Raw genomic sequence first — 20,693 nt, forward strand, 5'->3', positions numbered from 1 at the left:
CACCCCGACCGGCCTGCTCAAAAATCGCTTCCGCGGCACCCGGGCGGGCCGGTCGCTGCGGGGGTCTACTCGTTGGCCGCGCGGGGGCGGTCGCCGTCCTCGTACTGGTCGAAGAGCGGCGTCCGGCCGCGTTCGCGGGCGCGGCGGGCGGAGGCGGCGCGGCGGGCGTCGCTGCGGGCCGGGGCCTCGGGGCGCTCCTCGGCGCGGTCGGCCGGGCGGTCCGGCGCCGGGTCGGGCGCGGTGTCCTCGCGGCCGGGCTCGACGGCGCTGGAGCGGGCCGAGCTCCAGGTGTCCGGCGAGCCGAGGTCCACGTCGGAGGTGGCGCGGGGGGCGACGGGCGCGGTCACGTAGGTCGGCAGGGGCACCGGCACCGGGTCCCAGCTGTCCCCCTGCGGCCCGCGCCGGCGCTCGCGCTGCTGGTCGACCCACTCGGCGTGGTCGGTCTGCTCGACCAGGGCGCGGCGGTCGGCGGCGAGCGCAGAGAGACCGGGGTCGGGCTCCGCCTCGGGCCCTTCGTCCGGCTCCTCGGCGTCGGTGTCGCCGAGGGGGCCGGCGGCGTCGGCGGGCGCGCGGCGGCGCGGACGGCGGTCGCGGTCCCGCAGCCGCTGCGCGGCGGCCTCGGCCTGACGGCGGTCCATCTGGAAGGCGAACCGGCGGCGTTCCTGCGCGCGCAGGTAGACGATGTAGGCGCTGAGCAGCACCGCGGGGACTCCGGGGGCCCACAGGAAGGCGAGTCCGCCGACCGCCGCGACGACCGAACCGAGCGTGAAGGCCAGGAAGAGGAGCACCGTCGTGCGCCGGCGGCGCGCGAGCACCTTGCTGCGCCGGGCACGGGCCGCGGCGCTGGGCGTGACGGGGGCGCGCCGGGCCTGGGGCACGCGCGCGGCGTCGGGGGACGGACCGGCCTCCTCGGCCTGTCCGCGTCTGGGCGCGGGGGCGTGTCCGTCGGCGACCGGGCGGGTGTGCCGCCGGGTCCGGGACACGGCGAAGGCCCGGACGTCCACCGAGTCGGTGACGGCGTCCGGGGCGTCGGCGTCGGGCCCCGCCTCGTCGGCGGAGCGCGACCGCAGGTCCTTGGCGTACCGGCGCTCCATGCCCGCCCGTCCGGAAAGCAGCCGGATGGCGGTGCTGAAGCGTTCCGTCGGACGGGCCTCGTTCAGCTCGTCCTGCCTACGGAGCCACATCGGCACCAAGTAGGCGGCCCAGGCCCCGACAATGACTGCGTAGATGAGGCCGCTGCTGCTCACGCCTCACACGGTAGAGGGGTTTGCGTGGGGCCATCCGCCAATTGGGCCGGTGTGTCGCACGATCTGGCTGATATTTCGAACTTTTCTTGTGATCGATGCGATCAGCAGACTGCCCGGGTCGCGCTTTTATTTCGGTACGGTCGCGACCCGATCAATTTCGAACGTTTATTCAATTACCGGTGTGCCGTGTACTCCCCGTACTCCCGGTACTCCCCGTGCTCCCGGTGCTCCCGGTACTCCGGTCCCGTGACCGGTGCCAGCGTCGCAGCAGGCCGTCCGGGACCTCTTCCGCGGTGAGCGCGAAGACGAGGTGGTCGCGCCATGCCCCGTCGATGTGGAGATAACGCGGTCGCAGGCCCTCCTCGCGGAATCCGAGTTTCTCCACGACCCGGCGGCTGGGCGCGTTCTCGGGGCGAATACAGACCTCGACGCGATGCAGACCGACGGTGCGGAAACAGTGGTCCACCACCATCGCCACGGCCGTCGGCATCACCCCGCGCCCGGCCACCGCCTCGTCCACCCAGTAACCCACGTGTCCGGAGCACATCGAGCCCCAGGTGATGCCGGCCACCGTCAGCTGCCCGACCAGTCGCCCCTGGTACTCGATGACGAACGGCATCATCCGGCCCGCGTTGGCCTCGGAACGCAGGTGCCGCACCATCTGACGGTAGGTCGGCCGGTGCGTGAGCGGACCGGCGGGCGTGGGCGGCGGGATGGTCGCCTCCCAGGGCCGCAGCCAGTCGCGGTTGCGCCGGTTGACCTCGCGCCAGGCCCGCTGGTCGCGCAGCCTTATCGGCCTGAGGACGATGTCTCCGTCCACCAGCTCCACGGGCCAGGATGGGCTGTTCAGCTCGCACCCCCACCGCTGGCGGGTCCGGGGTGGTCGCCGCCGCGGAGCTGGTCCACGGCGTGGATCAGCAGCGGTTCGAGGACCGCGAGGCCGTCCTTCACCCCGCCGGAGGAGCCCGGCAGGTTGACGATCAGCGTGCCGCCCGCCACGCCGGCCAGGCCCCGGGAGAGCACCGCGGTCGGCACCTTGTCCCGGCCGTATGCCCGGACCGCCTCCGCGATGCCCGGGACCTCGTAGTCGATCACCGCCCGGGTCGCCTCGGGGGTGCGGTCGGTGGGCGAGATCCCGGTGCCGCCGGTGGTGACGATCACGTCGTAGCCCGCCTCGGCGCCCGCGCGCAGGGCCGCCTCCACCGGATCGCCGTCCGGGACGACCCGGGGGCCGTCCGCGGCGAAGCCGAAGCGGCGCAGGCCCTCGGCGATCAGCGGGCCGCCCCTGTCCTCGTAGACCCCGGCGGCGGCCCGGTTGGAGGCCGTGACCACCAGGGCGCTGTACGGGGCGCGGAGGGCGCCGCCGGCCGACGCGTCCGGTGTCATGTGCGGCTCCAGTCGCCCGACTTGCCGCCCGTCTTCTCCTCGACCCGCACGTCCGTGATGACCGCTCCCTTGTCGACCGCCTTCACCATGTCGACCACGGTGAGCGCGGCGACACTGACCGCGGTGAGCGCCTCCATCTCGACGCCCGTGCGATCCGTCGTCCTCACCGTGGCGGTGATCTCCACGGCGTCGTCCGCGACCGACAGGTCCAGTTTCACACCGGAGACCGACAGCGGGTGGCACAGCGGGATCAGGTCCGGCGTGCGTTTGGCGCCCATGATGCCCGCGATGCGGGCGGTGGCGAGGGCGTCGCCCTTGGGGACTCCCTCGCCGCGCAGCAGCTCGATCACGCGGGGCGCGACGAGGACGCGTCCACTGGCGCGGGCGGTGCGCGCGGTCACGTCCTTGGCCGACACGTCGACCATGCGGGCGGCGCCCGCCTCGTCGATGTGCGTCAGCCGGTCCTGCGGGCCCCGCGCGTCCCGGCCGTCCTGCGGGTGCCGGCCGTCGTGCGGGGGTCGGTCCTGCGTACTCATGCTCGTCTGGCGCTCCCGGTCCGGGCCCGGCGCGGTGCGGCGCGCGGGCCTGCTGTGCGCGACACGCTACCGCCAACGGGCCGGGATCAGCCGAGCAGGACCACCTCGACCTCGGCGCCGGGCTCCACCGACTCGGTGTCCTCGGGGACGACGATCAGCGCGTCGGCGCGCGCGAGGGCGGCCACCAGGTGGGAGCCCGAGCCGCCGACCGGGGTGACCGTGCCGTCGGTGTGGATCCCCCGCAGGAACTGTCGGCGGCCCTTCGGCGAGGTCAGCGCCTTGTCTGCGGCCAGGGTCGCGGTGGTCGTGGGGCGGTGCAGGTCGGCGAGCCCCATGAGGGTGCGGATCACGGGGCGGACGAACAGCTCGAAGGAGACGTACGACGACACCGGGTTGCCCGGCAGGGCGAGCAGCGGGGTGTGGTCGGGGCCGATGGAGCCGAAGCCCTGGGGCTTGCCGGGCTGCATGGCGAGCTTGCGGAACTCCACGCCGCCGCCCGGCTCGTCCTCGTCGGCGACGTGCGCCAGCGCCTCCTTGACCACGTCGTACGCCCCGACGCTCACACCGCCGGTGGTGACCATCAGGTCGGCGCGGACCAGCTGGTCCTCGATGGTGGACCGCAGGGTCTCGGCGTCGTCGGCGACGGCGCCCACGCGGTAGGCGATGGCACCGGCGTCCCGGGCGGCGGCGGTGAGGGCGAAGCTGTTGGAGTCGTAGATCTGACCGGGGGCCAGCTCCTCGTCGGGCTGGACCAGTTCGCTGCCGGTGGAGAGCACCACCACGCGCGGGCGGGGGCGCACCCGGACCCTGCCGCGGCCGATCGCGGCGAGCAGGGCGATCTGCGGCGGGTCGAGGACGGTACCGGCCTCCAGGGCCCGGTCACCGGCCTTCACGTCACTGCCCTCGGCGCGGACGTGCGCGCGGGCCCCGGCCGGCCGGTACACGTGCACCTGGCCCTCGGCGCCCTCCGGGGCCAGGCTGCGGGCGCGCATGCCGGCCACCGCGCCTTCGCCGAGTCCTCCGTCGGTCCACTCCACTGGCACGACCGTCTCGGCGCCGGGCGGGAGCGGGGCGCCGGTCATGATGCGGGCGGCCTGGCCGGGGCCCACGGTCACCGGGTCGGCCTGGCCGGCGGCGACGTCCCCGACGACCTCCAGGACGGCGGGGAACTCCTCGCTCGCCCCCGCCACGTCGGCGACCCGCACCGCGTACCCGTCCATGGAGCTGTTGTCGAACGGCGGCAGGGAGAGCGGCACCGTGATGTCGTCGACCAGGACGCAGCCCTGGGCGTCGAGCAGGTTCAGCTCGATGGGCTCCAGGGGCCGGACGGTCGCGAGGATGTCGTCCAGGTGGTCCTGCACCGACCACAGCCGGTCCGGACCGAGGTCCGCCGCGGGGTGGTCGTGGCCGGTGTCACGGTGCGCTGCGCTGCTCAACGTCGTTACATCTCCTCGGCTACGTAACTGCGGAGCCAGGTCCGGAAGTCGGGGCCCAGGTCCTCACGTTCGCACGCGAGCCTGACGATGGCACGCAGGTAGTCGCCGCGGTCGCCGGTGTCATAGCGGCGGCCCTGGAAGACGACGCCGTGCACGGGGCCGCCGACCTTCTCGTCCTCGGCGAGCTGCTGGAGGGCGTCGGTGAGCTGGATCTCGCCGCCCCGGCCGGGCTCGGTCTTGCGGAGTATGTCGAAGATGTGCGGGTCGAGGACGTAACGGCCGATGATGGCGTAGTTGGAGGGGGCGTCGGCCGGGTCGGGCTTCTCGACCAGACCGCTGACCTTGACGACGTCGCCGTCCTCGGTGGCCTCGACGGCGGCGCAGCCGTAGAGGTGGATCTGCTCGGGGGCGACCTCCATGAGGGCGATGACGCTGCCGCCGTGCTGCTCCTGGACGTCGATCATGCGCTGGAGCAGGGGGTCGCGCGGGTCGATCAGGTCGTCGCCGAGCAGGACCGCGAAGGGCTCGTCGCCGACGTGCGGGGCGGCGCACAGCACGGCGTGGCCGAGGCCCTTGGGGTCGCCCTGGCGGACGTAGTGGATCATGGCGAGGTCGCTGGATTCCTGGACCTTGGCCAGCCGGCTCGCGTCACCCTTCTTCTGGAGGGCGGACTCGAGCTCGTAGTTGCGGTCGAAGTGGTCCTCGAGGGGGCGCTTGTTGCGGCCCGTGACCATGAGGACGTCACCGAGGCCGGCGGACACCGCCTCCTCGACCACGTACTGGATCGCCGGCTTGTCGACGACGGGCAGCATCTCCTTGGGAGTGGCCTTGGTGGCCGGCAGGAACCGGGTACCGAGACCGGCTGCTGGGATGACAGCCTTGCTGATCCTGGGGTGGGACTGAGTCATGCGCGCCACCATATCCGGTGCCTATGGGGAGAATCTGTGACTCCGGATCTCAGGCGCTCATATGAGCATTCTAGACGCTGCAGGAGCGACTCATGAGTCACGACGACCCCACGCCCCGACCCGACAAGCGGACGCTGCGCCGGGACATCCTCACGGTGAGGAACGAGTTGACGGCGGCTGACGTGCGGGAAGCGGCGGAGGCGCTGGCCACGCGGGCGCTCGCGATGCCGGAGGTCGCGCGGGCGCACGCCGTGGCGGCGTACGTCTCCATGGGCGCCGAGCCGGGCACCCTCGCGCTGCTGGACGCGCTGCGCGCGCGGGGGGTGCGCGTGCTGCTCCCCGCCCTGCTGCCCGACAACGACCTGGACTGGGGGGAGTACGCCGGTGAGAGCTCTCTCACGCGGGTGCGGCACGGCGGGCGGATGGAGCTGTGCGAGCCCGCCGGTGAACGCCTCGGGCCGGACGCGGTGACGGAGGCGGACGTGGTGCTGCTGCCGGGGGTGGCGGTCGACGGGCGCGGCACGCGGCTGGGGCGCGGCGGCGGATCGTACGACCGGGTCCTGGCGCGGCTGGAGCGGGCGGGCGCCCGCCCCGCGCTGCTGGTGCTGCTGTACGACGCGGAGGTGGTGGAGCGTGTCCCCGGGGAGCCGCACGACCTGCCGGTGGACGCGGTGGTGACACCGTCCGGGGTGCGCCGGTTCCGCTGACGGCGCGACGCGGGCGGAGGCAAGCCGGAGAAGGCCCCCCCGGGACATGCCACCGGCCCCCACGCGGGCGCGTGGAGGCCGGTGGCGGAGCCGGTGCCGGCCGGCTACGGCTTGAGCACCAGGGTGTCGCTGGTGCTCTCCTCGACGGCCTTCTCGGAGAACGCCCACGGCAGCAGTTCACCGGCGGCCCACTTGTCCGTCTGGTCGGTGTAGTGGGCGCTGTAGGCGTGGCCGGAGGCGCCGGTGAGGTTGATCCAGCGGGACTTGTCGAGGTCGCCGAGGTTGACCACCATCCGCATGGACGGCACCCACACCACGCCGTAGCCGCCCGCCGCGTTCCAGCCGGCGGCGTTGACCGCGGCCTCGCCGCCGCTGAGCTTCCACGGGCCGCGGTTGAGGGCGTACTTCACGAAACCGGGGCCCTCGGTGCCCAGGGTCTGGTTCTTCAGGAACAGGCGGTGCAGCCGCCCCCAGTTCCAGCTGTCGATGTCCTTGCCGAGCTTGGCGGTCAGCTCCCAGCGGGCGTCGACCATGGCGCGCTTGAACAGGTCGTCGCGGTTGTGGTCGGCGCCCTTGCGGGTGCCGTTGGCCGGCGTCGTCCACCAGTCGCTCTTCGGCTTGTCCATCAGCAGGCGCACGACCTCGAACCAGCGGTCGCCGCCGTCCGGCTGCGCCTGGTCGGCGTCACGCTGACCGCACTCGCGGACCTTGTTGGTCTCGTCCGCCGGGCCGGTGGTGTTGACCGGGTCGACCCACAGGCACTGGCCCTCGACCCGCAGCTCCTTGGGTAGCTTGTTGCCGAAGGCGAGCTTGAGGATGTTGCGCCACACGGCGTTGAAGTAGGCGGCGGCCGCCGAGTCGGCGTCCTGGGTGTAGTCCCAGCCCTCCAGCAGCTTCTGCGCCTCGCGGACGTCCTTGTCCTCGACGTCGATCTTCAGCAGCTGGGGCACGAGCAGCTTGGCGATCTCGCTGCTGTTGTCCAGCTGCATCTGACGCATGTCGTCGGTGGAGATCTTTCCGCCGTCCTTGATCTTCTGCTCGATCAGGGAGGTGATCCGCTGGCTGCGCGTGCCGTAGCCCCAGTCGGTGGTGAGGGTGTACGGGTAGTCGTCCTCGTCGACGACGGCCTGGTTGGCGGTGACGATGTAGCCGCGCTCCGGGTCGTACTCGTAGGGCAGCTCGTCCTGGTCGATGTACTCGCCGGTCCAGCGGTAGTCGGGGTCCCAGCCGGGCGCCGGGACGGAGCCGTCGTGGCCCTCGGCGCGCACCGGGATCCGGCCGGGCAGGGTGTAGCCGATGTGCTCGCCGTCGGCGTAGACCAGGTTCTGCGAGGGGACGTCGAACAGGGCGGCGGCCTCGCGGAAGTCGTCCCAGTTCTGCGCCCGGTCCATCGCGAAGACGGCGTCCATGGTGGTGCCCGCCTCCAGCGCCGTCCAGCGCAGCGCCACGCCGTAGCCGTCGCCGCGGTCGGGGGCGGCGGTCTCGACGGTGGCCTTCTTGCCGACCTTCACCAGCTCGTCGTCGCGGTCGGAGAGCAGGGGGCCGTTGTTGGTCTCGCGGACCACGATCTTCTTGGACTCGCCGCCGGCGACCTTGATGGTCTCCTCGCGGGTCTCGAAGGGGACCACCTTGCCGTCGTACTGGTAGCCGGCGCCGGTGATCTTCTCCAGGTAGAGGTCGGTGACGTCGACGCCGGAGTTGGTCAGGCCCCAGGCGATCTCCTGGTTGTGGCCGATGACCACGCCGGGCATGCCCGCGAAGGTGTAACCCGCGACGTCGTAGCGGCACTTGTCGGAGACGGTGCGGCAGTGCAGGCCCATCTGGTACCAGACGGACGGCAACGAGGGCGACAGGTGCGGGTCGTTGGCCAGCAGGGGCTTGCCGGTGATGGTGTGCTCGCCGGAGACGACCCAGGAGTTGGAGCCGATGCCGTTGCCGTTCACGCCGACGGCGGTGGGCAGGTCGTCCAGGACGTTCTGGAGGCCGGACAGCTGGGTCTGGAGGGCGTCACCGGTGCCGGTGCCGGTCCCGTTACCGGTGCCGATGCCCGTACCGGTCCCGGTGCCCGTGCCGGTCCCTGTCCCGGTGCCGGTGCCCGTGCCGGTCCCCGTCCCCGTGCCGCCGCCGGAGGAGCCGCCGCCCTCGAAGGTCTCGGACAGCTCGTCGTACTGGCCCTCCTGGACGATCGCCTTGTTCCGGTCGTAGGGGTACTCCGGGTACAGGTCGGCGATCTGCTTGGGGCCCAGGCGGCTGGTCATCAGGGCGCGGTCGACCTCGTCCTGCATGTTGCCGCGCAGGTCCCAGGCCATCGCCTTCAGCCAGGCCACCGAGTCGACCGGCGTCCACTTCTGGGGCTTGTAGTCGTTGGTGAAGCCGAGGGCGGCGTACTCCAGGGAGATCTCCGCGCCGTCCTTGCCCTCCAGGTAGGCGTTGACGCCCTCGGAGTACGCCTGGAGGTACTTCTTCGTGGAGTCCGACAGCTTCTCGTCGTACTCCTCCTTCGCCACCCGGTGCCAGCCCAGCGTGCGCAGGAACTCGTCGTTGTCCACCTGGCTCTTGCCGAACATCTCGGACAGCCGCCCGGCGGTCATGTGGCGGCGCACGTCCATCTCGTAGAACCGGTCCTGCGCCTGGACGTACCCCTGCGCCATGAACAGGTCCTCCTCGGAGGACGCGTAGATCTGCGGGACGCCGTAGCCGTCGCGCTTGACGTCGACCGGGCCGGACAGGCCCTTCAGCGTGAGCGAGCCGGTGGTCTGCGGGAAGGACGCGCGGACCGTGCTGACGGACCAGTACCCGCCGTACACGAGGCCGCCGATGACGGCCAGGACCAGCACGAGGACGATCAGGCGGCCTTTGCGCCCCTTCTTCCCCTTCTTCCTGCCGGACGTGCCGGGCTGCTGACCCGTAGAGGCGGTGTTGGTGGGGGGCATCGCTGTCCTTGCTGTCCTAACACGAGCGGCAGGGGCGGGCTGTGCTTCGTACTGAGCGACCGAGCGCTGGAGCAACTGTAGGCGCAGGCCCGGCTCCGCCTTGACGCGGAGTCGGGTACAGGCGCGCACGGACGTTCGATCCTGCCAAGGTGAGCGTCAAGAACTCGTCAAGAGTTAGGTAAGGTAACGAAGTAGTTGTCCGCAGAGCACTGCGGTTCCGTGTGCCATGGGGGTGTGTTTTCGCGCGCCGCGCGGTGCACTCGTCCGCGCTGCGGTCCGTATGTGGTCCGTATGTGGTCCGTGTCCGGTGTGGTCCGTGTCCGGTCTCCGTGCGGGCCGCACGTGGTCCGCGTGCGGTCCATGTGCGGCCCGCGTGCGGTCCGCGTGTGATCACCCGCGCGCGATCCGATCCGGTCCGTGCTGTGCGTCAGGGAAGGGAACGGCCGCTGACTGTCCACCACCTCAACCAGCTCCTGCTCGTCTGCTCGCTCGTCCTGCTCATCGCCGTGGCGGCGGTCCGGATCTCCTCGCGCAGCGGGCTCCCCAGCCTGCTCGTCTACCTGGCGATCGGCATCGCCATGGGCCAGGACGGCATCGGCGACATCCACTTCGACAACGCCGAGCTGACCCAGGTCATCGGGTACGCGGCCCTGGTCGTGATCCTGGCCGAGGGCGGTCTCGGCACGAAGTGGACGGAGGTCAAACCGGTCCTGCCGTCGGCCGCCGTCCTCTCCCTGGCCGGCGTCGGGGTGAGCGTCGGCGTGACCGCGGCCGGCGCCCACTACCTGACCGGGCTGGAGTGGCGGCAGGCGCTGATCGTCGGAGCGGTGGTGTCGTCCACGGACGCGGCGGCCGTGTTCTCGGTCCTGCGCAGAATCCCGCTGCCCGCGCGCATAACGGGCACCCTGGAGGCCGAGTCGGGCTTCAACGACGCCCCGGTGGTCATCCTCGTGGTCGCGTTCTCCACGGCCGGCCCGATCGAGCACTGGTACGTGCTGCTGGGCGAGATCGCCCTGGAGCTGGCCATCGGCGCCGCCATCGGACTCGCGGTGGGCTGGCTCGGGTCGTGGGGCCTGAGGCACGTGGCGCTGCCCGCCTCGGGTCTCTACCCCATCGCCGTCATGTCCATCGCCGTCGCCGCCTACGCGGCCGGCGCCATGGCCCACGGCAGCGGCTTCCTGGCCGTCTACCTCGCCTCCATGGTCATGGGCAACGCCCGGCTGCCGCACTGGCCCGCCACCCGCGGCTTCGCCGACGGGCTCGGCTGGCTCGCCCAGATCGGCATGTTCGTGCTGCTCGGCCTGCTCGTCACCCCGCACGAGCTGGGGGACGACATCCTGCCCGCCCTGGTCATCGGACTGGTGCTGACCATGGTGGCGCGCCCGCTGAGCGTCGTGCTGTGCCTGCTGCCGTTCCGGGTGCCGTGGCAGGAGAAGACCCTGATGTCCTGGGCGGGGCTGCGCGGCGCCGTGCCCATCATCCTGGCGACCATCCCCATGGTGGAGGGCGTCGACGGCAGCCGCCGGATCTTCAACATCGTCTTCGTCCTGGTCGTCGTCTACACCCTGGTCCAGGGCCCGACGCTGCCCTGGCTGGCCCGCAAGCTCAGCCTGGGCAAGGGGGACGAGGCGGCCGACCTCGGCATCGAGTCGGCGCCCCTGGAGCGGCTGCGCGGGCACCTGCTGTCCGTGACCATCCCCGAGGGCTCGAAGATGCACGGCGTGGAGGTCAGCGAACTGCGGCTGCCCGCCGGGTCCGCCGTCACGCTGGTGGTCCGCGAGGGGAAGTCGTTCGTGCCGCTGCCGACCACGGGCCTGCGGCGCGGGGACGAGCTGCTCGTGGTGGCCACCGACCCGGTCCGCGACGCCGCCGAGGCGCGGCTGCGCGCGGTCGGTCACGGCGGCAAGCTGGCCGGCTGGCTGGGCTCCGGGGACGCGAACCGCAATCCAAGGTGAGGGGAAGGAGGGTGCGCGCTTTCACAGGTTGCGCCCGCCTTCGCCCCTGTACGATGAATGCGGCACCTGATCGAACCAACTCTGCCTGAAGCAGAGCTGGCGCGACCGTATGGCGGCCGGCACGCCCCCTCCCCTTCCGGGCTCCGGCATCTACCGCAGTCCGCGCAAGAGGACAGCTCTCGGCGCTCCCGCACGGTGACTACCGTGCGGCGGACCGCGCTACCAGGCGGCAGAAAGGCACGGGCCGTGGCATCCACGGTCACCCCGTCGAAGAAGTCGCCGGAGCGCGACGCGTCCCGCTCCGACCGCCCCGGATACGGCCGGCTGCTGCGCACCCGCGGCGCCTGGACGTTCCTGCTCCCCGGCTTCGCGGCACGCCAGCCGTTCGCCATGCTGACGCTCTCCATCGTGCTGCTGGTGCAGCACACCACCGGCTCCTACGGCGTCGCGGGCGCCGCCGCGGCCGTCACCGGCGTCTCCATGGCGCTGTTCGCCCCCTACAGCGGCCGGCTCGCCGACCGCTACGGACAGCGCGCGGTCCTGCTCCCCGGCGTCCTGGTGCACGCCGCGTCCGGTCTCACCCTGACCGTCCTCGCGCTCGCCGACGCGCCGCTGTGGGCGCTGTTCGCGGCGGCGGTGCCCACCGGCGCCTCGGTGCCCCAGGTCGGCCCGATGGTGCGGGCCCGCTGGGGCGTGAAGCTCAAGGACTCCCCCCTGATGAGCACGGCGGCCGCCTTCGAGTCCGTCACCGACGAGCTGACCTTCGTCCTCGGCCCGCTGCTGGCGACCGCCCTGTGCACGGCCGTGAACCCGGCCGCGGGCCTGGTCACGGAGGCCGCGCTCACCCTGGTCGGCGGTCTGCTGTTCGCCGCGCAGAAGAGCACCCAGCCGGTGGCCGGCCGCTCCGCCGACGGGCACGCGCGCGTGGAGCACGTCCCGGCACTGCGCGTGCCCGGTGTGCGCGTCCTGGTCGTGGCCTTCCTGGGCATCGGTTCCGTCTTCGGCGGCATGCAGGTCTCGCTGGCCGCGTTCACCGAGTCGATCGGCGAACCCGGGCTGAACGGCGTCCTGTACGGGATCTTCGCCGCGGGCAACATGCTCTCCGGCCTGGCCTGCGGCGCCATCGCCTGGAAGGTGGCCCCGCAGCGGCGCCTGCTGGTCGGCTACGCCGCCCTCGCCCTGACCGCGTCCGGCCTGTGGGCGGCGCACTCGGTGCTCGTGCTGGCCGGGCTCGGCCTGCTGGTCGGCATGTGCATCGCTCCGGCCCTGGTCACCGGGTACACGCTGGTCGAGGAGCTGGTCCCGGCGGGCGCCCGCACCGAGGCGTTCACCTGGCTGACCGGTGCCGTGGCGCTCGGCCAGGCGGCGGCCGTGACCGTCTCCGGTCAGCTGGAGGACCGGTTCTGGGGCGGCGCCGGCTTCCTGGTGCCGATGGCCGGCACCGTGCTCGCGCTGGCGACGCTGCTGGCGCTGCGTTCGCGGCTGGCGGCAGCGCCCCGGGGACGTACGGTCGCACGTGGCGTCGGTCACCGCGAGCACGCCGCAGTGGACTGATGCCGGGGAATGCGTCACTATGGACCGTCGTTAGCACTCATCGAGTGAGAGTGCCAGGAGGAAGACAAGTGCCGACGTACCAGTACCAGTGCACCGAGTGCGGCGAGGGCCTCGAGGCGGTGCAGAAGTTCACCGATGACGCCCTGACCGAGTGCCCCAACTGCCAGGGCCGCCTGAAGAAGGTGTTCTCGGCGGTCGGCATTGTCTTCAAGGGCTCCGGCTTCTACCGCAACGACAGCCGCGGCAGCTCGTCCAGCAGCACGCCGGCGTCGTCGTCGAAGTCGTCGTCCTCGACGTCCTCCTCGGACTCGGGCTCCTCCTCGTCGTCGGGTTCGTCCTCGTCGTCGAGCTCCGGCAGCTCGTCCAGCACCACCGCCGCGTAAGGCGCCCCGCACCGTTCACGGGACCCTGTCGTCGTCCGACGACAGGGTCTTCGGCGTCGGCCGGGGCGGCTAGGGTGCGGGCATGGCGAACAAGGTGAATGCCGAGATCGGCGTGATCGGCGGCTCCGGTTTCTACTCGTTCCTCGACGACGTGACCGAGGTCGAGGTGGACACCCCCTACGGGCCGCCCAGCGACTCCCTCTTCCTCGGCGAGGTCGCCGGCCGGCGGGTCGCCTTCCTCCCCCGGCACGGACGCGGCCACCATCTGCCGCCGCACCGGATCAACTACCGCGCCAACCTGTGGGCGCTCCGCTCGGTCGGCGTGCGCCAGGTCCTCGGACCGTGCGCGGTCGGCGGTCTGCGCCCCGAGTACGGTCCGGGCACGCTGCTGGTGCCGGATCAGTTCGTCGACCGTACGCGGTCCCGGCCCTCCACCTACTTCGACGGGCTGCCGACGCCCGACGGCACGGTGCCCCACGTGGTGCACGTGTCGCTGGCCGACCCGTACTGCCCCACCGGTCGGGCCGCCGCGCTGAAGGCGGCCCGGGGCCGGGACTGGGAGCCGGTGGACGGCGGCACCCTGGTCGTGGTCGAGGGCCCCCGCTTCGGCACCCGCGCGGAGTCCCTGTGGCACCGCGCGCAGGGCTGGTCGGTGGTGGGCATGACCGGCCACCCCGAGGCCGCGCTCGCCCGCGAACTGGAGCTCTGCTACACCTCGCTGACCCTCGTCACCGACCTCGACGCGGGCGCGGAGAGCGGCGAGGGCGTCTCCCACGAGGAGGTACTGCGGGTATTCGCGGCCAACGTGGACCGGCTGCGCGGCGTCCTGTTCGACGCGGTGGCGGCGCTGCCGACGACCGACGACCGCGCCTGCCCGTGCGTGACGGCCCTGGGCGGAATGGACCCGGGGATCACGCTGCCGTAGGGGCGAGGCGACGGGGCAGGTCCGGTCCTTTTGGGGGCGGTGTCCCGGCGGGGGTGCGGTGTTCCGGCCGGGGGGGTGCCGTGTCCCGGCCCGGGGGCAGTGTTCCGGCGGGGGGTGCGGTGTTCCGGCCCGGGGGCAGTGTTCCGGCGGGGGCAGTGTTCCGGCGGCGGGGGGTGCGGTGTCCGGGCGGGGGTGCGGTGTTCCGGCGGGGGTGCCGTGTCTCGGCGGGGGGGGCGGTGTCTCGGCGGGGGGCGGTGTCTCGGCGGGGGGCGGTGTCTCCGCGGGGGGCGGTGTCCCGGCGGGGGCCGCAGGCTTGCCCGACGGGTTGGGTGGCAGGGGCCCGGTGCGGGGTGGAGCGGCGCGTTCGGGGGGTGGAGTTGTCCACAACCGGGCGGTAGCCCACGGCCTCCGGCGGGATGCGGCGAGAAGCCCCATCGTGGACGCGCAAGCCGATCCCTCGTCCCTGGTGGTGGTCACCGTGTCCCGTTCCGTCCGTTCCGCCGTCCCCTCCCCGCAGCCGCTCGGCACCGACACCCCGCACACCTGCGAGGTGCCGCACTTCGCCCCGGTCCGGGTGCGCGGCGGACGGCACCAGCTCCACCGCCTCCTGCGCCATCGGCGCCGCGCCGTCGCCGCCGGACTCGCGGTCACCGCCGCGGCACTGGTGGCGGCGGGCCCGCACCCGGGGACCGGCGCCCCGGACGCCCGTCGGGCGCGCGGCCATCCGGTGACCGAGCCGGCACGCGAGCGGTCCGGCGCGCGGCCGGTGGCGGCACCCGTGCGGATCGCCGACGCGGCCACGGTGCGGCTGCTCAGGCCGGGCGACCGGGTCGACGTCGTCGCGGCCGGGGACGGCGGCTCGGGCGACGCGACCGTGATCGCGCGCGGGGCGCGGGTGACCAAGGTCCCGGAGCCCGTGGACGGGACCGCGGCGGACGGCGCGCTGGTCGTGGTCTCGGTGCCCCGCGCCGTGGCCCACCGGCTGGCCGGTGCGGGGGCGTCGACGCGGCTCGCGGTGACGCTGTGCTGACCTCGTCAAGTCCCTCGTTCGAGGGACCGGATTGGACAGGACGGCCCAACGCTGACGTAGGTTGCGGAGCGTTTTGTTCCAGCGCCGGTTCAGTCAAGGAGTGCCCTCGAGGTGAGCGAGAAGAACAGCCCGAGCGTCTGGGAGGGCTTCAAGGCCTTCCTGATGCGCGGAAACGTCATCGACCTGGCGGTCGCCGTGGTCATCGGCGCCGCCTTCACCAACATCGTCAACTCGGTGGTGAAGGGAGTCATCAACCCCCTGGTCGGTGCGTTCGGCACCCAGAGCCTGGACAGCTACAGCTCCTGTCTCAAGGGCCCGTGCACCGGCACCGGCGACAGCGCGACGGGCGTGCGCATCCTCTGGGGCTCGGTCCTGGGCGCCACCCTCACCTTCCTGATCACCGCGGCCGTCGTCTACTTCCTCATGGTGCTGCCCATGTCGAAGTACCTGGCCCGGCAGGAGGCCCGCCGCAAGGCGAAGGAAGGCGCGGAGGAGATCATCGAGGTCTCCGAGCTGGAGGTGCTCAAGGAGATCCGCGACGCGCTGGTCGCACAGCGCGGTTCGGGCCACGACCGCCCGTAGGGTCCGGCGGGTCCGCCCGTGCGGCACGGGGCCGTGCGAGCGGCCCGGCGGCGGGCGGCACGCGCGCCGCCGCTCAGATGTGGTGGGGCGGCTTCTCGTCGAGGAAGCGCTTGAGGTCGGCCGCGGCGTCGCCCGAGGGCCGGTCGCCCCAGCCTCGGTCGGTGTCGTCCGAGGTCTGCTGGTCCAGCGGGTCGTCGAAGACCAGCGCCGGCCTGGGCGCGGCGGGCTCGGCCCCGGGGGTTCGGGGACCGGAGGATTCGGGGGTGCTGCTCATGCTCCCAGGGTACGGCCCGCCCCGGGGGCGGGTGGGGACGGTGCTCCGCCGGCCCGCTCGCCCCGCCGGGCGGGTCCGTAGGCAAGCAGATCCGCGTCGCCTCTGGTGTGCTGGAGGCCATGATGTCCCGTACTCCCTCCGCGGAACCGCCCTCCGATCCGTCCTCCGGACCGCCTTCCGATCCGTCTGCCGGGCCGTCCGCCGCCCAGCGGCCGCTGCGCGTTCTGACGGCCCGGCCCCGGCACGAGGCGCACCGGGCCGCCACTCCGCTGGAGCTCTTCTTCGACCTGTGCTTCGTCGTCGCCATCGCCCAGGCGGGCGTCCAGTTGGTGCACTCCGTCGCCGAGAGCCATGCCGGCGAGGGCGTCCTCGACTACGCGATGGTCTTCTTCGCCATCTGGTGGGCCTGGATGAACTTCACCTGGTTCGCCTCCGCCTACGACAACGACGACGTGCCCTACCGGCTGGTGACCCTCGTGCAGATCGCGGGCGTGCTGGTCCTGGCGGCCGGGGTCTCCCGGGCCTTCGAGGAGCACGACTGGACGGCCGTCGTCATCGGCTACGTGATCATGCGGGTGGCCCTGTCGGCGCAGTGGCTCAGAGCCGCCCGCTGCGCCCCGCCCCCGGAGCGGGCGATGGCCTTGAAGTACGCGGGCGGTGTGCTGGTCTGCCAGGTGGGCTGGCTGGGGCTGTTGCTGCTGCCGGAGGGCAGCCGGGGCTGGCTGTTCCTGGTGATGGTGGTGCTGGAGCTGAGCGTGCCGATGCTCGCCGAGCGGCGGCACCGGTCCTCCTGGCACCCCCACCACATCGCCGAGCGGTACGGGCTGCTCACGATCATCGTGCTCGGCGAGACCATCGCCGCGGCCACGGTCGCGGTGAAGTCGGGCATCGACGAGAACGACGCGCTGGGCGAGCTGCTGCCGATCGCGGCGGGCGGGCTGCTGATCGTCTTCGCCGCCTGGTGGGTGTACTTCGTGGTGCCGGTCCACGGCCACCTGCGTTCCAGCAGGCAGGCGTTCCTGTGGGGCTACGGCCACTATCTGGTGTTCGCGTCGGCGGCGGCGATCGGGGCGGGGCTGGAGGTGGCGGTGGAGCAGGCCGTGGGCGAGGCGCACATCTCGACGCTCGCGGCGTCCGCCTCGGTGACCCTGCCGACGGCGCTCTTCCTCCTCACCGTGTGGGCGCTGCACGCCCGGCACTTCAAGGTCGGCGTCGCCGAACAGCTGGTGCTGCCGACGGCCGCGCTGCTGGTGCTCTGCTGCACCTTCGTCGGCGACCTCGCGGTGCTCGCGGCGGGACTCGTCCTCGCAGCGGCCGTGGCGACCGGGGTGATCCTGACCGCGCGGCGGACCGCGCCGGGCCGCGCCCGGACGACACCCGCCTCCTGACGACGCCGGCCCCTCGGCCGGGACCACCAGGTGCCCGCCGGGGCGCGGTGCGGGGCCCACACTGACGGCATGACAGTCGACGCATTGACGGATGTCCCCGGTGTCCTGGTCGGGCATGCCACGCGCAGGGGCGACGGGTGGCTCACGGGCACCACGGTGGTCCTCGCCCCGGAGGCCGGGGCGGTCGCCGCGGTGGACGTACGCGGAGGGGGCCCGGGCACGAAGGAGACCGACGCGCTCGACCCGCGCAATCTGGTGCAGCGGGTCCAGGCTTTGGTACTGACCGGCGGGAGCGCGTACGGGCTCGACGCGGCGTCCGGGGTGATGGCCTGGCTGGAGGAGCGGGGCCGCGGAGTGCGGGTCGGGCCGGACCCCGCCCACGTGGTGCCGGTGGTGCCCGCCGCCTGCGTCTTCGACCTCGGGCGCGGTGGCGACTTCCGGGCCAGGCCGGACGCGGCCACCGGCCGGGCGGCGGTGGAGGCGGCCCACGCGAGCACGCCGGGTGCGGAGGTGGCCGAGGGGTGCGTCGGGGCCGGCACCGGAGCGGTGGTCGGCACGCTCAAGGGCGGGGTCGGTACCGCGAGCACCGTGCTGGACTCGGGGATCACGGTGGCGGCGCTGGTGGTGGCCAACGCGGCGGGTTCGGTGACCGACCCGGAGACGGGGGTGCTGTACGGGGAGCTGTTCGCGGGCGGACGGGTGCGCTACCCGGCGCCGGAGGTGCACGAGGCCGCGGGGCGGCGTCTCGCCCAGGTCGCGGCGCGAAACGCGCCGCCCCCGCTGAACACCACGCTCGCCGTGGTCGCCACCGACGCGGACCTGTCCAAGGCGCAGGCGCAGAAGCTGGCCGGCACGGCGCACGACGGCATCGCGCGTGCCGTGCGGCCGGTGCACCTGCTCAGCGACGGGGACACGGTGTTCGCCCTGGCGACCGGGGAGCGCCCGCTCGACGCGGAGCAGCCGCTCGCGCTCAACGAGGTGCTGGCGGCGGGCGCGGACGTGGTGACACGGGCGATCGTGCGCGCCGTACGGGCCGCCGGGCCGGTGGACGGACCGGGCGGCGCGTGGCCGTCGTACGAGGAGCTGTACGGGCGGGAGTCCGGGGCGGGTTGAGCCGGCCGCGCGGGCGGGAGTCCGGGCGGGTTGAGCGGCCGAGCGGGTGATTGTCCCGGTTCTGTCACGCGTGGGCGTCGGGGGCGGCGGGCGGGAACCCGCCCGACCCCCGCCCGCCTCTACAGGGTTGACGACAACACCGCACAACACCTCATCCTGGAGCAGCCCGTGACAAGGCCGGTCATAGCATCGCGGCGCGTACTGGGGGCCTGTGCCGCCCTGGTGGTCGGCGCCCTCACCCTCACCGCCTGCGGCGGAAGCGCCAGCGCCGACGACGAGAAGGACGGCAAGGGCGGCGGCGCGGACTCCGCCGGGACCTCGACCGCGAAGGTCGTCATCTCCGCGAAGGACGGGTCGACCGGAGCGTCGATCAACACGACCGGCGTGAAGGTCAGCGACGGACGGCTGACCGAGGTGCGGATGACCGTCGCGGAGACGGGTGCGACCGTGCCCGGCGCCGTCTCCGCCGACGGCGGCAGCTGGAAGCCGAAGGAGCAGTTGGAGCGGGGCACCAAGTACCGGGTCCACGCGACCGCGAAGGACGCCGACGGCCGTACGTCCGCCGCCGACTCGGTCTTCACCACGGTCTCCGCGGCCGACAGCTTCATCGGTACGTACACCCCGGACGGCGGCACCACGGTGGGCGTGGGGATGCCGGTGTCGTTCACCTTCGACAAGGCGATCAGCGACAAGAAGACCGTGCAGTCGCACATCTCGGTCACCTCCAGCAGCGGGCAGGAGGTGGTCGGGCACTGGTTCGGCGACCAACGGCTCGACTTCCGGCCCGAGGAGTACTGGAAGGCCGGCTCCAAGGTCACCATGAAGATCGACCTGGACGGCGTGGAGGGCGCGAACGGCGTCCACGGCGTGCAGAAGAAGACCGTCACCTTCACCGTGGGCCGCGCCCAGGTCTCCACGGTCGACGCCGACACCCAGACCATGACCGTCGTGCGCGACGGCAAGACGCTGAAGTCGGTCCCCATCTCGGCCGGCAGCGCCGAGAACCCGACGTACAACGGGCAGATGGTGATCTCGGAGAGGTCCGAGCAGACGCACATGGACGGCTCCACGGTCGGGTTCGGCGGCGAGTACGACATCCCGGACGTGCCGCACGCGATGCGGCTGAGCCGTTCCGGCACCTTCATCCACGGCAACTACTGGTACAACCGGGGCAACCCGCCCTTCGGCGTCCAGGGCACCAGCCACGGCTGCGTCGGACTGCGGGACGCCCAGGGCGGGCAGGCCGACACCGACGGCAAGTGGTTCTACGACAACTCGCTCATCGGGGACGTCGTGATCGTCAAGAACTCCCCCGACGGCACCATCGCACCGGACAACGGCCTCAACGGCTGGAACATGGCGTGGAACGAGTGGGTCGCGGGCAGCGCCGCCTGACCGGTCCAACACGGCCGTGACCAGCGGAATTTGACGCTCCAACGGGTCGCGCGGGAACTTCTCGCGCGGCCCGCGCGTTTTTCGTGCGTACGTTTTCTCGGTTCCCGGACATGATGTCCGACCGAGGGGCTACGGTATGCACCCACAAGGTGACATGCAGCAACGCCGGGAGAAACCTTGAGCGTTCCGTACGAGACGGCAGCGTACGAACCACCCGAGTCGCCCGAGTCTCCGGAGGAGCACCTCATGCGACTGCTGGGCCGCGCCCTGAACTCGTTCGAGCTGCCCGACGAGACGATACGGCAGCTGGACTGCGCGCTGGCGCACGACGGTTCACTGCACTCCGCGCACCACAGCGCCGGACTGCACCGTGAGACCTATCGGCACACCTGGCTGCTGGCCGACGGCAGCGCCCTGACCCTGTGGGAGCTAGTCCACAACACCACCCCGGGCGGCGAACCGCGGCACGAGGTGTACGTCGACGAGGAGGAGCTGCGCGCCGCCACCGCCCGGCTGGCCCTGCCGCCGGACACCCCGGATTTCGAGCTGCCGGTGCAGGTGCAGCTGTCCCCCGTCCCCACCCCCCGGCACACCTACGTGCCCGACGCCTCGGCCGACCACGCCCGCCGGCTGCTGCGCCGCGCGGAGAACCCGGACCGGCCCGACGGGGAGCTGGCCGCCCGGCTGACCACGGCGTCCGCGCACCAGATCACCCAGGCGTTCGGCGGCCCCGGCCGCGCGGCCCGCGCCCGGATCGGCTTCTCCCTCTACGAGCACGCGTTCCTGCTGGGCGACGGCGCGGAGGTCTCCCTCTGGGAGGTGGAGCACACGGCCACGCCCGACGGGCGGCACATGTGCGAGGTGTACGCCAGCGAGGACACCGCCCGCCGCGCGATGGAGCGCAGGGCGGCGCAGGTCTCCTGAGCGCGGCGCCGGGCTTC

At 72.8% G+C, this 20,693-nt stretch carries 19 protein-coding genes; 11 read left to right on the forward strand and 8 right to left on the reverse strand.

Annotated features, from left to right (window positions below):
* Positions 1 to 65 precede the first annotated feature (65 nt).
* The 6 genes from glpR to galU all read right to left on the reverse strand — a co-directional run bounded on the left by glpR (position 66) and on the right by galU (position 5,513).
* A complete protein-coding gene (glpR, locus tag ACFZP7_RS15055) occupies positions 66 to 1,247 on the reverse strand; it encodes a gephyrin-like molybdotransferase receptor GlpR (RefSeq protein ID WP_019326482.1) in 1,182 nt (393 codons plus the stop codon).
* A gap of 169 nt (positions 1,248 to 1,416) precedes the next feature.
* Positions 1,417 to 2,067 carry a GNAT family N-acetyltransferase gene (locus ACFZP7_RS15060; RefSeq protein ID WP_223781271.1) on the reverse strand — a complete coding sequence of 217 codons (651 nt, stop codon included), beginning with the start codon at positions 2,065 to 2,067 and terminating at the stop codon, positions 1,417 to 1,419.
* A gap of 26 nt (positions 2,068 to 2,093) precedes the next feature.
* On the reverse strand, positions 2,094 to 2,633 hold the full coding sequence (locus ACFZP7_RS15065) for a molybdenum cofactor biosynthesis protein B (RefSeq protein ID WP_385634599.1): 540 nt from the start codon (positions 2,631 to 2,633) through the stop codon (positions 2,094 to 2,096).
* Positions 2,630 to 3,169 carry a cyclic pyranopterin monophosphate synthase MoaC gene (gene moaC, locus ACFZP7_RS15070; protein WP_030970969.1) on the reverse strand — a complete coding sequence of 180 codons (540 nt, stop codon included), beginning with the start codon at positions 3,167 to 3,169 and terminating at the stop codon, positions 2,630 to 2,632. The genes ACFZP7_RS15065 and moaC overlap by 4 nt, the downstream gene beginning before the upstream one ends.
* 86 nt (positions 3,170 to 3,255) lie before the next feature.
* Positions 3,256 to 4,605, reverse strand: coding sequence for a gephyrin-like molybdotransferase Glp (gene glp / locus ACFZP7_RS15075; protein WP_385634600.1), 1,350 nt, complete (start codon positions 4,603 to 4,605; stop codon positions 3,256 to 3,258).
* A gap of 5 nt (positions 4,606 to 4,610) precedes the next feature.
* The gene (gene galU, locus ACFZP7_RS15080) at positions 4,611 to 5,513 is read right to left on the reverse strand and encodes a UTP--glucose-1-phosphate uridylyltransferase GalU (RefSeq protein WP_029393578.1); all 903 of its coding nucleotides are present in this window, start codon (positions 5,511 to 5,513) and stop codon (positions 4,611 to 4,613) included.
* A gap of 92 nt (positions 5,514 to 5,605) precedes the next feature.
* Here galU and ACFZP7_RS15085 point away from each other — a divergent pair, with 92 nt between their 5' ends.
* Positions 5,606 to 6,220: a 5-formyltetrahydrofolate cyclo-ligase gene (locus tag ACFZP7_RS15085; protein ID WP_385634601.1), complete on the forward strand. Its 615-nt coding sequence runs from the start codon at positions 5,606 to 5,608 to the stop codon at positions 6,218 to 6,220.
* A gap of 104 nt (positions 6,221 to 6,324) precedes the next feature.
* Here the strand turns inward: ACFZP7_RS15085 and ACFZP7_RS15090 are convergent, their stop codons facing one another.
* On the reverse strand, positions 6,325 to 9,153 hold the full coding sequence (locus ACFZP7_RS15090; protein WP_385634602.1) for a penicillin acylase family protein: 2,829 nt from the start codon (positions 9,151 to 9,153) through the stop codon (positions 6,325 to 6,327).
* Positions 9,154 to 9,575: 422 nt separating this feature from the next.
* On the opposite strand from ACFZP7_RS15090, the gene ACFZP7_RS15095 reads away from it, so the two are divergent.
* From ACFZP7_RS15095 to mscL, 6 genes are all read left to right on the forward strand, one after another.
* Positions 9,576 to 11,108, forward strand: coding sequence for a potassium/proton antiporter (locus ACFZP7_RS15095; RefSeq protein ID WP_220671631.1), 1,533 nt, complete (start codon positions 9,576 to 9,578; stop codon positions 11,106 to 11,108).
* 246 nt (positions 11,109 to 11,354) lie between these two features.
* A complete protein-coding gene (locus ACFZP7_RS15100) occupies positions 11,355 to 12,662 on the forward strand; it encodes an MFS transporter (protein WP_192342158.1) in 1,308 nt (435 codons plus the stop codon).
* Positions 12,663 to 12,730: 68 nt separating this feature from the next.
* The gene (locus ACFZP7_RS15105) at positions 12,731 to 13,045 is read left to right on the forward strand and encodes an FmdB family zinc ribbon protein (RefSeq protein WP_030970959.1); all 315 of its coding nucleotides are present in this window, start codon (positions 12,731 to 12,733) and stop codon (positions 13,043 to 13,045) included.
* A gap of 82 nt (positions 13,046 to 13,127) precedes the next feature.
* Positions 13,128 to 13,970 (forward strand): S-methyl-5'-thioadenosine phosphorylase, encoded by an 843-nt coding sequence (locus tag ACFZP7_RS15110; RefSeq protein WP_019326494.1) that lies wholly within the window; start codon positions 13,128 to 13,130, stop codon positions 13,968 to 13,970.
* 550 nt (positions 13,971 to 14,520) lie between these two features.
* Positions 14,521 to 15,000, forward strand: a complete 480-nt coding sequence (locus tag ACFZP7_RS15115; protein WP_029393581.1) for a hypothetical protein — start codon at positions 14,521 to 14,523, stop codon at positions 14,998 to 15,000.
* A 111-nt stretch (positions 15,001 to 15,111) separates the two neighbouring features.
* Entirely contained in the window at positions 15,112 to 15,582 is a 471-nt protein-coding gene (gene mscL, locus ACFZP7_RS15120; RefSeq protein WP_019326496.1) for a large conductance mechanosensitive channel protein MscL, read from the forward strand.
* Between the two features lie 73 nt (positions 15,583 to 15,655).
* Here the strand turns inward: mscL and ACFZP7_RS15125 are convergent, their stop codons facing one another.
* Complete coding sequence (locus ACFZP7_RS15125) at positions 15,656 to 15,856, reverse strand: hypothetical protein (protein WP_046251796.1); 201 nt, start codon at positions 15,854 to 15,856, stop codon at positions 15,656 to 15,658.
* A gap of 119 nt (positions 15,857 to 15,975) precedes the next feature.
* Between ACFZP7_RS15125 and ACFZP7_RS15130 the strand changes: the two genes are divergently transcribed.
* From ACFZP7_RS15130 to ACFZP7_RS15145, 4 genes are all read left to right on the forward strand, one after another.
* Entirely contained in the window at positions 15,976 to 17,244 is a 1,269-nt protein-coding gene (locus tag ACFZP7_RS15130; protein ID WP_385634603.1) for a low temperature requirement protein A, read from the forward strand.
* Between the two features lie 69 nt (positions 17,245 to 17,313).
* Positions 17,314 to 18,357, forward strand: coding sequence for a P1 family peptidase (locus ACFZP7_RS15135; RefSeq protein WP_355515245.1), 1,044 nt, complete (start codon positions 17,314 to 17,316; stop codon positions 18,355 to 18,357).
* Positions 18,358 to 18,525: 168 nt separating this feature from the next.
* Positions 18,526 to 19,752 (forward strand): Ig-like domain-containing protein, encoded by a 1,227-nt coding sequence (locus ACFZP7_RS15140; RefSeq protein ID WP_385634604.1) that lies wholly within the window; start codon positions 18,526 to 18,528, stop codon positions 19,750 to 19,752.
* A 177-nt stretch (positions 19,753 to 19,929) separates the two neighbouring features.
* Complete coding sequence (locus ACFZP7_RS15145; RefSeq protein ID WP_029393585.1) at positions 19,930 to 20,676, forward strand: DUF6227 family protein; 747 nt, start codon at positions 19,930 to 19,932, stop codon at positions 20,674 to 20,676.
* Positions 20,677 to 20,693: the final 17 nt, after the last annotated feature.

Origin of the sequence: Streptomyces sp. SudanB5_2050, assembly GCF_964272335.1 — a bacterium.
In the GTDB taxonomy this organism is placed as follows: domain Bacteria; phylum Actinomycetota; class Actinomycetes; order Streptomycetales; family Streptomycetaceae; genus Streptomyces; species Streptomyces rochei.

Bases quoted from the DNA above. Each gene is read 5' to 3' on its own strand.
- ACFZP7_RS15065 (WP_385634599.1), bottom strand. From the start codon at position 2,633: ATGACACCGGACGCGTCGGCCGGCGGCGCCCTCCGCGCCCCGTACAGC.
- moaC (WP_030970969.1), bottom strand. From the start codon at position 3,169: ATGAGTACGCAGGACCGACCCCCGCACGACGGCCGGCACCCGCAGGAC.
- galU (WP_029393578.1), bottom strand. From the start codon at position 5,513: ATGACTCAGTCCCACCCCAGGATCAGCAAGGCTGTCATCCCAGCAGCC.
- ACFZP7_RS15085 (WP_385634601.1), top strand. From the start codon at position 5,606: ATGAGTCACGACGACCCCACGCCCCGACCCGACAAGCGGACGCTGCGC.
- ACFZP7_RS15090 (WP_385634602.1), bottom strand. From the start codon at position 9,153: ATGCCCCCCACCAACACCGCCTCTACGGGTCAGCAGCCCGGCACGTCC.
- ACFZP7_RS15110 (WP_019326494.1), top strand. From the start codon at position 13,128: ATGGCGAACAAGGTGAATGCCGAGATCGGCGTGATCGGCGGCTCCGGT.
- ACFZP7_RS15125 (WP_046251796.1), bottom strand. From the start codon at position 15,856: ATGAGCAGCACCCCCGAATCCTCCGGTCCCCGAACCCCCGGGGCCGAG.
- ACFZP7_RS15130 (WP_385634603.1), top strand. From the start codon at position 15,976: ATGATGTCCCGTACTCCCTCCGCGGAACCGCCCTCCGATCCGTCCTCC.
- ACFZP7_RS15135 (WP_355515245.1), top strand. From the start codon at position 17,314: ATGACAGTCGACGCATTGACGGATGTCCCCGGTGTCCTGGTCGGGCAT.